Raw genomic sequence first — 13,654 nt, 5'->3', positions numbered from 1 at the left:
CATCACCCTGGTCTGACTGAAAGACCGAGGTGCCTGCATCGCAGGCAAGCCAGCTCCCACAAAAGCCAGCCCCACACAAGACTGGCCAGCGGTGTGTTTAGAAGATGTAGTCGGTCGTCAGGAAGCTGGAGTCACGGTTTTTCAGGATGTCGCTGACCAATGCCTTGTTGCTCTCCTGGAACTTGGTCGCCACCAACGTACGGATCGAGAACACGCGCAAGGCGTCATGCACCGACAGCGTGCCCTCGGCCGAGTTCTTGCGCCCGTTGAACGGGAAGGTGTCCGGCCCGCGCTGGCACTGGGCGTTGATATTGATGCGGCCGACCTGGTTGGCGAAGGTGTCCACCAGCTTGCCGACGGCTTCGGGGTTGGTGCCGAAAATACTCAACTGCTGGCCGAAATCCGAGTCCAGCACGTAGTCGATCACGGTCTCCAAGTCGCGGTAAGGCACGATCGGCACCACGGGGCCGAACTGTTCTTCGTGGTATACGCGCATCTGCGGGTTCACCGGGTACAGCACCGCCGGGTAGAAGAACGAACCGCGGCTTTCGCCGCCATGGGCGTTCACCACCTGGGCGCCGTGTTGCGCGGCATCGGCCACCAGGCCGTTGAGGTAGTCGACCTTGCCGGCTTCCGGCAGCGGCGTCAGCGAAACGCCGTCTTCCCACGGCATCCCGGGTTTGAGGGTGGTCAGCTTCTGGTTGAATTTCTCAATAAAGCTGGCGACTACGTCTTCATGTACAAAGAGGATTTTCAACGCGGTGCAACGCTGGCCGTTGAACGACAAGGAGCCGGTGACGGCCTCGCTCACGGCGTTGTCCAGGTCCACCTCGGGCAGCACGATGCCAGGGTTTTTCGCATCCAGGCCCAGCGCCGCGCGCAAGCGGTGGGGTTTTGGATGTAGCTTTTTCAGGTCGCTGGCAGCCTTGTTGGTGCCGATAAACGCAAAGATGTCGATTTTGCCGCTGGCCATCAGCGCGCTGACGGTCTCGCGGCCGCTGCCGTAGATCACGTTGATCACCCCGGCCGGGAAGCTGTCGCAGAACGCTTCGAGCAACGGGCGAATCAACAGCACGCCAAGCTTGGCCGGCTTGAACACCACGGTGTTGCCCATGATCAGCGCCGGGATCAGCGTGGTGAACGTCTCGTTGAGCGGGTAATTGTAGGGGCCCATGCACAGTGCCACGCCCAGGGGGACGCGGCGGATCTGGCCGAGGGTGTCCTGCTCCAGTTCGAAGCGGCTGGAGCGGCGGTCGAGTTCCTTGAGGGCGTTGATGGTGTCGGTGATGTAGTCGCAGGTGCGGTCGAATTCTTTTTGCGAGTCCTTGAGGTTCTTGCCGATTTCCCACATCAGCAGCTTGACCACAGCGTCGCGCTGTTCGCGCATGCGGTGCAAAAACGCTTCGACGTGCCTGATGCGCTCGACCACGCGCATCGTCGGCCATTCACCCTGGCCACGGTCGTAGGCGCGCACGGCGGCGTCGAGGGCGGTGAGGGCGGTGTCGGCGTCCAGCAACGGCGTGCTGCCGATATGCACGCGTTTTTCACCCAGTTGCACCGGGCTCTGCACCTGGGCGAGCGGCCCATTCCAGATCCGCAACTGGCCATCGACCAGATACTCGCGCTGTTCAATAGGCGCCGCCAGGCGGTATTGCTCGGGAATCTCGGCGGCGGAGGCGGGAAACAGCTGGGCGAGCAGGTTGCTGGTGGTCATGTCGCTACCCCTGGAATAGTTGCAAAACATGACTAGAGAGTCACCCATCAACAGGCTCTAAGGCAAGGCTTGTGCGCATTCTTGTACTCACGCTTGCGCGCGGCGGTTAAACTGCGCGCCTTATTTTGAAGGAGTTCACATGAGTCAGTACCAGCCGGGCATTCTTGCCGCACCGGTGCCTTTACAGGCACGCCATCTGTTTTTTGCCGTGGCTTCCCTGGACGCTGTGCCCGCTGCGCTGGACGCACTGGTGCAGTTGAGGGATTCGGCAGTGGTCGGTTTCGGTGAGCCGCTGGTGACTGCGCTCGGTGCGCAGATCGATGGCCTGCGTACGTTCCCGACCGTCAGCGGCCCGGGCGCGCACAACCCGTCCACCCAGCATGCGCTGTGGGTCTGGCTGCATGGCGTGGATCGCGGTGAACTGCTGCTGCGCAGCCGCGCGCTGGAAAAAGCCCTGGCCCCGGCGTTCAGTCTTGTGCAGTCGACCGAAGGCTTCCGCTACAAGACCGGTTTCGACCTCACCGACTACGAAGACGGCACCGAAAACCCCCACGACGACGCTGCCGTCGAGGCCGCCTTGACCGACAGCGGCGCCAGCTTCGCCGCGATCCAGCAATGGCAGCATGACCTCGATGGCTTCGCCGCGTTGCCGGCCCAGGAGCGCGACCACATCATCGGCCGCCGCCATGGCGACAACGAAGAACTCGACGACGCCCCGGAATCTGCCCACACCAAACGCACCGCCCAGGAAAGCTTCACCCCGGAAGCCTTTGTGGTCCGCCGCTCGATGCCTTGGGCCGAGAACGGCCAGGCAGGGTTGATGTTCCTTGCGTTCGGCCATTCGTTCGATGCGTTCGAAGCGCAACTGCGCCGCATGAGCGGCCTGGAAGACGGGATTGTCGATGGCCTGTATCGCATCAGTACGCCGTTGACCGGCGGATATTACTGGTGCCCGCCGATCAACGAAGGGCGTTTGGACCTGAGCGCGCTGGCGCGTTGAGCACGGCTTAACATGAAAATGCTGACAGCCCTGTAATCAGCCACTGAAAAAACTCCGCGCAGCCCTTACTCTAGACACCTTTGTCACCTGCGCGGATCGTTCATGTCTTCTGTTGCCGATGGGTTGCCCCTCAATAAACGCCTGCCTGCCGTGATTGCGATTTCCCTGGGGATCGGCATGGCGACCCTAGACACGGCCATCGTCAATACCGCGTTACCGACCTTGGCGGAAGGCATCGGCACGGATTCCGCGTCGGTGATCTGGGTGGTCAACGCCTACCAACTGGCGATCATCGCCACCGTGCTGCCGTTCGCGTCGCTGAGCGATGTACTGGGGCACCGCCGGGTGTATCTCGGCGGCTTACTGCTGTTTATCGTCTCGTCACTGTTTTGCGGCCTGGCCGGTTCGCTGCAAACCCTGACCGCCGCGCGGGTGGTGCAGGGCCTGGGCGCCGCGGCGATCATGAGCGTGAATACCGCGTTGCTGCGGCATATCTACCCGTCCAACATGCTTGGCCGCGGCCTGGGCTATAACTCGCTGGTGGTGGGGCTGGCGTTTACCCTCGGGCCGACGGCGGCGTCGGCGATTTTGTCGGTCAGCACCTGGCACTGGCTGTACCTGATCAACGTGCCGCTGGGGGTGTTGGCCTTGGTCCTGGGCCTGCGTTCGTTGCCCACCTTGCCGATGACCGGGCACGCGTTCGACCGCCTCGCGGCGTTGTTGTGTGCTGGATTGTTCGCCCTGTTGGTGCTTGGCCTGGGCACGGCGGTGCATGGTGCCCAGGGGGCGTTGACGCTGGGGTTGATTGCGTTGGCGCTGGTCTGCGGTGTGTTACTGCTGCGGCGTCAGGCCGGGCATCCCGCGCCGATGCTGGCCCTGGATCTGTTCAAGCGGCCGCTGTTTGCCTTGTCGTCCCTGACGGCGATTTGCGCCTTCAGTGCCCAAGGCCTGGCCTTTGTGTCGTTGCCTTTCCTGCTGCAGGCGGTGTTGGGCCATAGCCAGGTGCAAACCGGTTTCCTGATGACGCCTTGGCCGGCAGTGGTCGCGGTGATGGCGCTGGTGGCCGGACGCTTGGCGGACCGGGTGTCACTGGGGCTGTTGTGCGGCATTGGCCTGTTGCTGCTCAGTGCCGGTATGGCCGCATTGGCCAGCCTGGGCGATGGGGCGTCGGCGTTCGATATTGGCTGGCGGATGGCGTTGTGTGGCGCCGGTTTTGGCTTCTTCCAGTCACCCAACCTCAAGGCCTTGATGACCAGTGCGCCGTTGGCCCGCAGCGGCGGCGCCAGTGGCATCGTGGCGATTTCACGCTTGCTTGGGCAGACATTGGGCGCGTCGTTGGTGGCATTGTGTTTTCACCTGTTCGTCGACAGCGGCCCGCAAGTCGCATTGTGGCTGGGCTGTGGCTTTGCCTTGGTGGGGGCGGTGGCCAGCGGCCTGCGTCTGTTGCCCTACGGAAAAAAGGCCGGGTAGGGCGTTGTAAAACACGCGTGTGGAAGGCTACCGTGGCGACCTGGATATTTCGGGATGTTTCAGTTTTATGACCAGCCTGGCCCAACGTACTGCTGACACGACCTCTCGCCGGGCTGCACTGACCCTCGCTTTCTGCCTGCCCAGTGACGTGCTGCTGTACTTGTTGCTGCCAATGGAATCCCAAGCGTTTGGCATTACCCTGGCCCAGGCCGGGGTGTTGCTGGCGGCCAATCGCCTGGTGCGGATTTTCGGTTACCGGCATGTGCTGAACTTCTACGCACGCAACGGCGACCGTCTGACTTGCATGATCGCCGCCGCTGCGGCGACGCTGTGCGCCCTGGGCAATTCAATGTTGTCGGGCTTCGCCGCCTTGTTGGGGCTGCGGCTGATCTGGGGCCTGTGTTTTGCCGCGCTGAACCTGTCGACCCAAGTACTCGCCACCTCAGAGCCAGCCGGTGCCGCACGCCGTGCCGGGCGCTCGCGGGCGGTGATCGCCCTGGGGCCGATGCTGGCGCTGCCACTGGGCGGTTGGCTGACGCTGTGGGCCGGGCCGCGGCCGATCTTCCTTATTCTTGCTGGCGCCTGCCTGGTGGGCCTGTGGATGGCGCGCGGCTTGCCCACTGCGGGCCATGATCTGCACAGCACCGGGCGCCGCTTCAAGTGGCCCGACAGTGTGGCGATGTGGTCGTTTATCGAAGGCGTGGCGTTGGATGGGTTGTTTATTTTCGGTCTGTCGATCCAGGCGCAGAAGATTCTCGGCGGCGACGCGGTACTGATCGCCGGTGGTTTGATGGCGCTGCGTTATCTTTCGGAAATGCTCCTGAGCCCGTTGGGCGGTCGCGCGGCCCAGCGATTTGGCGCGACCTCGATGTTGCTGCTGTTTTCGTTCCTGAGTGCCTTGGCCCTGACGGCGTTTTCCAGCTACTGGGTGATTGCGGGCGCGGCCGCGGTGCTGGTGCTGCGTGCGCTGCAACTGCCGTTGGTGACCACCCTGGTGGCCGAGCGCAACCCGGGTTCGATGCGCGTCTCGGCGCTCGCGTCAAATGCCGTGTGGCGTGACATCGGCGCGGGCCTCGGACCGTTGCTGGCGGGTTTACTGCTGCCGGTAGCCTCGGCACCGCTGGTGTTTGGCCTGGCCGGCGCGGCGATTGCGCTGAGTGCGTTGTTTTGCTGGCGGGCGCGCTGACTCAGGCTGCCTTGACGTGGTCCAGCCAGGCCGGATCGAGACGGGTTTGTTCGGTATCCATCCCCAGTGCCTGCATCTTCGCCTTATGCGCCTCGATCTCGCCGATCAACTGCACTTGCGCGCTGGAGTTGGCATCCAGTGCATGCATTTGCGTCAGGCCCAGATGGTAGAAACGCAGCAGCTTGATTGCGCTGGGGTCATTCGCCTGCACGCGTTCCGTGACCTTGTGCATCACGTTGGTCACGCTCATCAGGCTGCGCTTGAGTTGCCAGCCATATACGGCCGGTGCAAGCCAGGTTTGGCTCCAGAAAGGACCGCGCACCAGTGCCAGGGTGATCAGTACGCCAGCAAATACGCCGCCGACGTTGAAGCGAAAGTTGTCGCCGCCGGGTTCGCCGAACAGCATCACCGCGAGGCTGGACAAGAGCATCGCCAGGGCCAGGAACAGCACCGCCACAATCAGTGTGCTGCGGCGGGTTTGGCGGCGGTAGGTGACGGGGTCGCAGGGTTTGAGCTCGAACATCCGGGTGCAGTCTCCAGTGGCGTAGGCGGGCATCTTCGCACACTGGATAGAAAGAGCCCCGCTTCAGCGGGGCTTTTACTTACTTGGGTGCGAGCCAAGTTACCTCGGTGATACCGAACTTTTCCGCCCAAGGGCGCGTGGTCTTCTTCACTTGTTCGTGTCCGACCCGGCCAATGCGGCTTACATGGGCGATGTCGGCATCCACCGCCGCCCAGTGCCAGGCCTCGGCGTTGTTCATCACTTCGGCGCGCACCACAAAGGACTTCGGTTGTCCGTGCAGCTGGTAATTGATCGTGTAGATTTTTGCGGTACTCATGTTGCCTCCCTGTGTTGTTATAAATGGATAGGGCGGCGTTCAAAAAGGTTCATTCAAAATGACAATCCGCACGTCGGCGCGGCATAGTGACGCCTCTGCCACGTGCCCAAGGAGTGCGCCATGTCCCACCTGAGTCATCGACAGTTGTACCTGCGACGCCTGGGCTATGACACTCCACCCGCGCCGACCCTGCAAACCCTGCGTGACCTGCAGTTGCGTCATGTGTGCACGTTTGCCTTTGAAAGCCTGTCGACCTTGCTGCGCCTGCCGGTGCCCATCGATCTGGCGAGTGTCGAGCAGAAGGTGTTGATCGAAGGGCGGGGTGGTTATTGCTATGAGTTGAACCAGATGTTCCTGTTGCTGTTGCAGGAACTCGGTTTCGACGCACGCGGCATTACCGGCCGGGTGGTGATGGGCGGGCCGCCGGATGCGCGCACCGCACGCACCCATCGCTTGAGCCTGGTGACCGTGGACGGCGTGCGCTACATCACCGATGTCGGTTTTGGCGGCATGGTGCCCAGCAGCCCATTGCAGTTGGACAGCGAGGCCGTGCAGGCCACGGCGCACGAGCCGTATCGGCTGACGCACAATGCAGACGGCAGCTACACGTTATGGGCCGAAGTCGCGGGGCAATGGCGTGGTTTGTATGTGTTCGACCTGCAGGTGCAGGCGGACATCGACTACGAAATCGGCAACTGGTACGTGTCCACTCATCCGGGGTCGCCGTTCGTGGGCCAGTTGAAGGCGGCGCTGTTGGCCGTGGGCAAACGCTATACGCTGAACAACGGCCACTACGCGGTGCATTACCTGGATAGGTCGAGCGAAAAACAGGTGGTCGCCAGCGCTGATGAGTTGCTGACGTTGCTGCACGAGACCTTTGGCATTCGCTTGCCAGCGCATCCGCAACTTCGCCCGGTACTTGAGGGCCTGGTGTTGGCGGGTTGCTGAAAATATTGAAATAGAGCCTTCGCTGAACCGTTTTATCTCCAGATCCGAGCAAATCAATTCGAACCTTTTTCCTACATTCAGGCTCGAATCGGTTCCGGAATGATTTGTTCAAATGACAAGGAGATGTAAAACGATGTCCAGGCTATTCGGAACAATCCTCAAGAACACCTCGGTATTCGCGCTAGTCGCAGCGCCGGCCGTGGTGTTTGCCGCACCGTCCACAGCACCGATTTCCACTTTCGGCCTGCTGGGCAGCTATAACGATTTCAAGCTTGAAGGCGGCAGCCGCAGTGACAAGGACGACATGCCCGAAGCGGGCCTGTTCTATAACTTCGGCAACAAGCTCACCGCTGAATCCGGCTTCATCTACCAGGCCGGTGTCGAAGCCAAATACGGCAAAAAAAGCGACAACAAGCTCAAGGAAGGCCAGGCCGACCTCGATCTCGGCTGGCGTGCCGCGCTGGATGCGCGCAACTCGGTCGACGTGATTGTCGGTGGCGGCTACAGCTGGACCCGCTATGAGCTGGACTCCAATGACTACGACCTGGAACTGACCAGCAAATCGCCATTTGCCAAGGCCGCCCTGGGCTATAACCACCAGTTCAACGACATGACCTTGCGCGTTGAAGCCGGTGCCCGTCATACCCTCGACGGCCGCGCCAAGATCAAGGTGGACGGCCTTGGCAGCGATACCGTGGACCTCAAGGATCGCACCAACCCCTACGCGGAGGTCAGCCTGCTGATGAACCAGAAGGGCGACCTGCCGGTGGTTGCTGGCCTGTACTACACCCGTACCGAGTACAAGCTGGATGACGATTCGGAACTGGCGGATAACACCAGGCTCAAGCGTGATGAGTATGGAGTGAAGGTCGGTATCGCGTTCTAACGCCACACCGAGTCCCCCCTGTGGGAGCACCGACCTGTGTGGGAGGTTCGATGGTGGAGGGCAATATCTCCACCAACAGTGCCACCGCCTTCGCAGCCTCGCTAAAGCTCGACAGCTCTCACAGGGAATTACCTACTGCGCATCAACACCGACCAACTGTGGGAGCGGGCTTGCCCGCGAAAGCGTCAGATCAGTCGAAGTATCTGTGACTGACACTGCGCATTCGCGGGCAAGCCCGCTCCCCTATTTTTGACCGCATTCGTCAGAACAATCCGTTCAAGTGTCGGAGGGCCGTGTGACGATTCGGGCACAGGAATGCCTGTTGGAATGCACTCACTGCTAAAAACGCAAAACGGCGCCCGAAGGCGCCGTTTTGTTTACCGCATCTTGCTAAGCGATCAAACGCCCAACACCGCGTGCTGCACCAGAGTGAGCAACGGTTGTGGGTACACGCCCAGGAAAAACGCGAGCAGGGCGATGGCCAGCAGCATCACGCCGCCTGCCTTCTGTTCCCAATGCAGCTCGGCATCCACGCGACGCAGGTTTGGCTCGATCAGGTACAGGGTGACCATCACGCGCAGGTAGTAGAACACGCCGATGGCGCTGCCCAGTACCAGCGAGGCAACCAACCACCACTGGTGGGCTTCAACGCCGGTGGCGACGATGTAGAACTTGCCGATGAAGCCTGCGGTCAGCGGGATACCGGCCAGGGACAGCATCATCACAGTGAGTACGGCGGTCAGGTACGGACGGCGCCAGAACAGGCCGCGGTATTCGTACAGGGCGTCGGCGTCACGGCCTTTGAACGGCGAGGACATCAGGGTGATCACGCCGAACGCACCAAGGCTGGTGATCACGTAGGTGACCAGATACACGCCCATGGCTTCCACGGCCAGGCCTTTGCTCGCCACCAGGGCGATCAGCAGGTAGCCGAAGTGTGCGATGGACGAGTAACCCAGCAGACGCTTGAGGTTGTTCTGGGTCAGTGCCAGCAGGTTACCGAACAGGATCGACGCGATGGCGATCACGGTCAGTACGTCGCTCAGGACGCCGGTGTTGGCGGCAGGGGAGATCTGGAACAGACGCACCATCACGGCAAACACGGCGACTTTCGACGCGGTAGCCAGGAACGCAGCCACCGGCGCCGGGGCGCCTTCGTACACGTCCGGGGTCCACAGGTGGAACGGCACCAGCGACAGCTTGAACGCCAGGCCGATCAGCATCATGGCCAGGCCCAGTTGGGCAATCGGCGCAGGCATGCTGGTGGTGGCCAGGGCATGACCGATACCGGTGAAGCTCAGGCTGCCGGCTTCGGCGTACAGCAGGGCCATACCAAACAACAGGAACGCGGAACCGGCGGCCGACAGCACCATGTACTTGATGCCGGCTTCCAGGGAACGCTTGTTGAAGAAGGCGTAGGCCACCAGGCCGTAGGTCGGGATCGACAGCAGTTCCAGGCCGATGAACAGGCCCGCCAGGTGCTGTGCGCTGACCAGCACGATGCCACCGGCCGCAGCCAGCAGGATCAGCAGGTACAGCTCTTCGCGGTTGCCTGGGTAGCCGGTGCCGCCTTCGCCGAGGTAGGCGTGGGCGAGGGTGACGCAGGCCAGTGTCGCCACCAGGATCAGTGCGATGTACAGCAGCGCGAAGTCATCGACCATCATCAGTGGCGTTACGGCCAGTGGCGCGACCTTGAGGGCCGGGATGATCGACAGCAGGGCCAGGTTCAGACCGGCACAGGACAGCAGGAACGTTTGCGAGTGATTGCGGCGCCAGGCGATGGCCAGCATCACCACCACGATGGTGAGGCTGGTAATCAGCAGCGGCGCAAGCGCGATAAAGTGTTGGATCGTGAATTCCATAGCGCTCTTACCGGGCCGAAGCGAGTTGAGAGAAGGCGGTGCCGAACCACTGCTGCACGCCATGCATCGTTGCGGCAGAAGTGTCCAGGAACGGTTGCGGGTACACGCCGATGTAGATCAGCAGTACCGCAAGGCCGAGCACCATGATCAGTTCGCGAGCATCCATCCCTTGCAGGACGGTGTCGGACTTGGCCGGGCCGAAGTAGGCGCGGTGGATCATGATCAACGAGTAGACCGAACCGAACACCAGGCCGGACGTTGCGATGGCGCTGATCCATGGCGTCTGCACGAAGGCCCCCATCAGGATCAGGAACTCGCCGATGAAGTTGCCGGTACCCGGCAAGCCCAGGGACGCGGCGGCGAAGAACAGGCTGATCGCCGGCAGGTAGGCGATGCGCGACCACACGCCACCCATTTCACGCATGTCACGGGTGTGCAGGCGCTCGTACAGCTGACCGCTCAGGATAAACAGTGCAGCGGCCGAGACACCGTGGGCCAGCATCTGGATCACCGCGCCTTGCAGCGCCAGTTGGCTGCCGGAGTAGATGCCGATCAGTACGAAACCCATGTGGGAAACGGACGAGAAGGCAATCAGGCGCTTGATGTCGGTTTGGGCGAAGGCCAGGAACGCACCGTAGAAGATCCCGATCAGACCCAGGGTCATGGCGATCGGCGCGAACTCGGCCGAGGCATTCGGGAACAGCGGCAGGGCGAAACGCAGCAGGCCGTAAGCGGCAGTCTTCAACAAGATACCGGCCAGGTCCACGGAACCCGCGGTCGGTGCCTGGGCGTGAGCGTCAGGCAACCAGGAGTGGAACGGCACCACCGGCAGCTTCACCGCGAAGGCGATGAAGAAGCCCAGCATCAGGATGTACTCGGTGGTCAGGGACATCTTGGTTTTCAACAGGTCGGCGTAGTTGAAGGTAATCACGCCGGTGTTGTTGAAGTTGACCAGTACCAGACCCAGGATCGCCACCAACATGATCAGGCCGGAAGCCTGGGTGAAGATGAAGAACTTGGTCGCCGCATAGATCCGGGTTTTCTTGCCGTCCGAAGAACTGTGACCCCAGAGCGCGATGAGGAAGTACATCGGCACCAGCATCATTTCCCAGAAGAAGAAGAACATGAACAGGTCGAGGGCGAGGAACACGCCAACCACACCGCCCAGGATCCACATCAGGTTCAGGTGGAAGAAGCCCACGTGACGCTGGATCTCTTTCCAGGAGCAGAGTACCGAAAGGATACCCAGCAGGCCGGTCAGCAGGATCATCAACAGCGACAGGCCGTCGAGGGCCAGGTGCACGTTGATGCCGAAGCGCTGGATCCACACATGCTTGAATTCAAGCGCGAAGGTGGGATCGACGCCCGGTGCCGGAGCAAATGAATAGTCGCCATGGGCCCACAGCCAGAGGCCGAGAGCGAGTTCCAGGGACATGGTCAGCAACGCAATCCAGCGGGGGAGGGTGGCGCCGAAGCGTTCACCCATCCAGCAGAGCAGGCCGCCGATAAAGGGGATCAGGATTAGCCAGGGCAGAATCATGACAGGCTCGTTTCCTTTCGCAAGTTCGCAAAGTTGGCAGTGTTCATAGTCAGACCGCTACCACGACGATGGCACCAATAACCAGCACAGCACCGGCAGCCATGGAAGCGGCATACCAACGCAGTTGCCCGGTTTCGCTGCGGCTCAGGGCGGTGTGACCGGCCTTGGCGGCGCGCGGGATCAAACCGATGGTCTGGTCGAGCGGGTCTTTGCGCAGTACATGGCTGATGGCCAGGTAAGGCTTGACGAACAGTTTGTCGTAGATCCAGTCGAAGCCCCAGGCAGCGAACCACCAGGCGGACAGGAAGCGGCCAATGCCACTGTTGGCCACGGCCGTCACAAAGCGACGCTTGCCGAGGAACAACAGGGCTGCCAGCAGGATACCGGCGATGGCGATGGCGCCCGAGGCGATTTCCAGGCTGTGCTGGGCTTCGCCGCCGGCATGGCCGACGCTTTGCGGCAGTACACCGTGCAGGGGCGGGGTGATCATGGCGCCGACGAAGGTCGACAGCACGATCAGCACCGACAAAGGCAGCCAGTGGGAGATGCCGTGGCCTGCATGCGCTTCGGTCTTGGCTTCACCGTGGAAGGTGATGAAGATCAGGCGGAAGGTGTACAGCGAGGTCATGAACGCACCCACCAGGCCTGCGTACAGCAGGTTCTGGTTACCGCTGGCAAAGGCTTCCCAGAGGATTTCATCCTTGGAGTAGAAACCGGCGGTCACCAACGGCAGGGCGGCCAGGGCGGCACCACCGACGATGAAGCTGGCGTAGGCCAGTGGCAGTTTCTTCCACAGGCCGCCCATCTTGAAGATGTTCTGCTCGTGGTGGCAGGCAACGATCACCGCACCGGAAGCAAGGAACAGCAGGGCCTTGAAGAAAGCGTGGGTCATCAGGTGGAAGATCGCCGCGTCCCAGGCACCAACGCCCAGGGCCAGGAACATGTAGCCGATCTGGCTCATGGTCGAGTAGGCGAGGATCCGCTTGATGTCGGTCTGTACCAGCGCGGCGAAGCCGGCCAGTACCAGGGTCACGCCGCCAACGACGCCCACCAGGTGCAGGATGTCCGGCGCCAGGGTGAACAGGCCGTGGGTACGGGCGATCAGGTAGACACCGGCGGTGACCATGGTTGCGGCGTGGATCAGTGCGGAAACCGGGGTAGGACCGGCCATCGCATCCGCCAGCCAGGTTTGCAATGGCAGTTGCGCGGATTTACCCACGGCGCCGCCCAGCAGCATCAGGGTAGCGAGGGTGATCCAGAAGTCGCCGACCTGGAATTTCTGCGGCGCCAGTACCAGCAGTTCCTGGATGTTCAGCGTGCCCACCTGTTGGAACAGGATGAACAGGCCGATGGCCATGAACACGTCGCCAATACGGGTGACGATAAAGGCCTTGAGTGCCGCGTTGCCGTTGTTGCGGTTGCTGTAGTAGAAACCGATCAACAGGTACGAGCACAGGCCTACGCCTTCCCAGCCGAAGTACAGGAACAACAGGTTATCGCCCAGCACCAGGAACAGCATGCTGGCGATAAACAGGTTGGTGTACGAGAAGAAGCGCGAGTAGCCCGCTTCACCGCGCATGTACCAGGACGCGAACAGGTGGATCAGGAAGCCCACGCCGACGACCACGCCAAGCATGGTGATCGACAGGCCGTCGACGTAGAGGGCGAAGTTGGGCTTGAAGCCCTCCACCGACATCCACTGCCACAGCACCAGGGTGTAGTGACCGCCTTCCGGCGGCGCGACGTTGAATTGCCAGATGACATAGGCGGCGACGATCGCCGACAGGCCAATGGAACTCACGCCCACCAGGGCCGAGAGGTTTTCCGACCAGCGTCCGCGAGAGAACGACAGCAGCAGGAAACCGATCAGGGGAAATACGAAAGTCAGAAAGATCATGTTCATCCGCGCATCTCACTGGCAGCGTCGATATCAAGCGTGTGGAAGCGACGATACAGTTGCAGCAGGATCGCCAGGCCAATACTGGCCTCGGCGGCTGCCAGGCTGATCACCAGGATGAACATGACTTGTCCATCCGGCTGGCCCCAACGTGCGCCGGCAACGATGAAGGCCAGTGCCGCAGCGTTCATCATGATTTCCAGGCTCATCAACACGAACAGAATGTTACGGCGGACCATCAGGCCGACCAGGCCAAGGCAGAACAGGATGCCGGCGACCGCCAGACCATGCTCCAAAGGGATAGCAGGCATC

General features: G+C 61.7%; 12 protein-coding genes. 5 read left to right on the top strand and 7 right to left on the bottom strand.

The features are described from left to right. Positions 1–97: 97 nt before the first annotated feature. Positions 98–1,714 carry an NADP-dependent glyceraldehyde-3-phosphate dehydrogenase gene (locus OPU96_RS06315; protein ID WP_498558850.1) on the bottom strand — a complete coding sequence of 539 codons (1,617 nt, stop codon included), beginning with the start codon at positions 1,712–1,714 and terminating at the stop codon, positions 98–100. Positions 1,715–1,853: 139 nt separating this feature from the next. Between OPU96_RS06315 and OPU96_RS06310 the strand changes: the two genes are divergently transcribed. The 3 genes from OPU96_RS06310 (at position 1,854) to OPU96_RS06300 (ending at position 5,370) form a co-directional block, all read left to right on the top strand. Next, on the top strand, positions 1,854–2,714 hold the full coding sequence (locus OPU96_RS06310; protein WP_498558849.1) for a Dyp-type peroxidase: 861 nt from the start codon (positions 1,854–1,856) through the stop codon (positions 2,712–2,714). A gap of 102 nt (positions 2,715–2,816) precedes the next feature. Beyond that, positions 2,817–4,184, top strand: coding sequence for an MFS transporter (locus tag OPU96_RS06305; protein ID WP_305391092.1), 1,368 nt, complete (start codon positions 2,817–2,819; stop codon positions 4,182–4,184). A gap of 67 nt (positions 4,185–4,251) precedes the next feature. Then, on the top strand, positions 4,252–5,370 hold the full coding sequence (locus tag OPU96_RS06300) for an MFS transporter (RefSeq protein WP_192296571.1): 1,119 nt from the start codon (positions 4,252–4,254) through the stop codon (positions 5,368–5,370). 1 nt (position 5,371) lies between these two features. On the opposite strand, the gene OPU96_RS06295 is transcribed toward OPU96_RS06300, so the two are convergent. Together OPU96_RS06295 and OPU96_RS06290 are read right to left on the bottom strand one after the other, a co-directional pair. Further along, positions 5,372–5,893, bottom strand: a complete 522-nt coding sequence (locus OPU96_RS06295) for a DUF3087 family protein (RefSeq protein ID WP_192296570.1) — start codon at positions 5,891–5,893, stop codon at positions 5,372–5,374. Between the two features lie 79 nt (positions 5,894–5,972). Further along, positions 5,973–6,209 (bottom strand): DUF6555 family protein, encoded by a 237-nt coding sequence (locus OPU96_RS06290; RefSeq protein ID WP_226456389.1) that lies wholly within the window; start codon positions 6,207–6,209, stop codon positions 5,973–5,975. A 120-nt stretch (positions 6,210–6,329) separates the two neighbouring features. Between OPU96_RS06290 and OPU96_RS06285 the strand changes: the two genes are divergently transcribed. Together OPU96_RS06285 and OPU96_RS06280 are read left to right on the top strand one after the other, a co-directional pair. After that, the gene (locus OPU96_RS06285) at positions 6,330–7,157 is read left to right on the top strand and encodes an arylamine N-acetyltransferase family protein (protein ID WP_226456388.1); all 828 of its coding nucleotides are present in this window, start codon (positions 6,330–6,332) and stop codon (positions 7,155–7,157) included. A gap of 133 nt (positions 7,158–7,290) precedes the next feature. Continuing rightward, positions 7,291–8,043, top strand: coding sequence for an outer membrane beta-barrel protein (locus tag OPU96_RS06280; protein WP_226456387.1), 753 nt, complete (start codon positions 7,291–7,293; stop codon positions 8,041–8,043). A 398-nt stretch (positions 8,044–8,441) separates the two neighbouring features. On the opposite strand, the gene nuoN is transcribed toward OPU96_RS06280, so the two are convergent. The 4 genes from nuoN to nuoK are packed head-to-tail and all read right to left on the bottom strand — an operon-like array spanning position 8,442 to position 13,653. After that, positions 8,442–9,905, bottom strand: coding sequence for an NADH-quinone oxidoreductase subunit NuoN (nuoN, locus tag OPU96_RS06275; protein WP_192296567.1), 1,464 nt, complete (start codon positions 9,903–9,905; stop codon positions 8,442–8,444). Positions 9,906–9,912: 7 nt separating this feature from the next. Then, on the bottom strand, positions 9,913–11,445 hold the full coding sequence (gene nuoM, locus OPU96_RS06270; protein ID WP_010209575.1) for an NADH-quinone oxidoreductase subunit M: 1,533 nt from the start codon (positions 11,443–11,445) through the stop codon (positions 9,913–9,915). A 49-nt stretch (positions 11,446–11,494) separates the two neighbouring features. Then, entirely contained in the window at positions 11,495–13,348 is a 1,854-nt protein-coding gene (gene nuoL / locus OPU96_RS06265; RefSeq protein WP_498558848.1) for an NADH-quinone oxidoreductase subunit L, read from the bottom strand. Continuing rightward, positions 13,345–13,653 (bottom strand): NADH-quinone oxidoreductase subunit NuoK, encoded by a 309-nt coding sequence (nuoK, locus tag OPU96_RS06260; RefSeq protein WP_003174727.1) that lies wholly within the window; start codon positions 13,651–13,653, stop codon positions 13,345–13,347. Before nuoK ends, nuoL begins: the two co-directional genes overlap by 4 nt. Position 13,654 lies beyond the last annotated feature (1 nt).

The organism is Pseudomonas sp. RP-B7 (assembly GCF_059803535.1).
The sequence above is the reverse complement of the archived record's forward strand: the minus strand, read 5'-3'. Positions and strand labels throughout refer to the sequence as shown.

What these genes read in the sequence shown, in the direction of transcription:
- OPU96_RS06315 (WP_498558850.1), bottom strand. Translation starts at nt 1,714, where the DNA reads ATGACCACCAGCAACCTGCTCGCCCAGCTGTTTCCCGCCTCCGCCGCC.
- OPU96_RS06310 (WP_498558849.1), top strand. Translation starts at nt 1,854, where the DNA reads ATGAGTCAGTACCAGCCGGGCATTCTTGCCGCACCGGTGCCTTTACAG.
- OPU96_RS06305 (WP_305391092.1), top strand. Translation starts at nt 2,817, where the DNA reads ATGTCTTCTGTTGCCGATGGGTTGCCCCTCAATAAACGCCTGCCTGCC.
- OPU96_RS06300 (WP_192296571.1), top strand. Translation starts at nt 4,252, where the DNA reads ATGACCAGCCTGGCCCAACGTACTGCTGACACGACCTCTCGCCGGGCT.
- OPU96_RS06295 (WP_192296570.1), bottom strand. Translation starts at nt 5,893, where the DNA reads ATGTTCGAGCTCAAACCCTGCGACCCCGTCACCTACCGCCGCCAAACC.
- OPU96_RS06290 (WP_226456389.1), bottom strand. Translation starts at nt 6,209, where the DNA reads ATGAGTACCGCAAAAATCTACACGATCAATTACCAGCTGCACGGACAA.
- OPU96_RS06285 (WP_226456388.1), top strand. Translation starts at nt 6,330, where the DNA reads ATGTCCCACCTGAGTCATCGACAGTTGTACCTGCGACGCCTGGGCTAT.
- OPU96_RS06280 (WP_226456387.1), top strand. Translation starts at nt 7,291, where the DNA reads ATGTCCAGGCTATTCGGAACAATCCTCAAGAACACCTCGGTATTCGCG.
- nuoN (WP_192296567.1), bottom strand. Translation starts at nt 9,905, where the DNA reads ATGGAATTCACGATCCAACACTTTATCGCGCTTGCGCCGCTGCTGATT.
- nuoM (WP_010209575.1), bottom strand. Translation starts at nt 11,445, where the DNA reads ATGATTCTGCCCTGGCTAATCCTGATCCCCTTTATCGGCGGCCTGCTC.
- nuoL (WP_498558848.1), bottom strand. Translation starts at nt 13,348, where the DNA reads ATGAACATGATCTTTCTGACTTTCGTATTTCCCCTGATCGGTTTCCTG.
- nuoK (WP_003174727.1), bottom strand. Translation starts at nt 13,653, where the DNA reads ATGCCTGCTATCCCTTTGGAGCATGGTCTGGCGGTCGCCGGCATCCTG.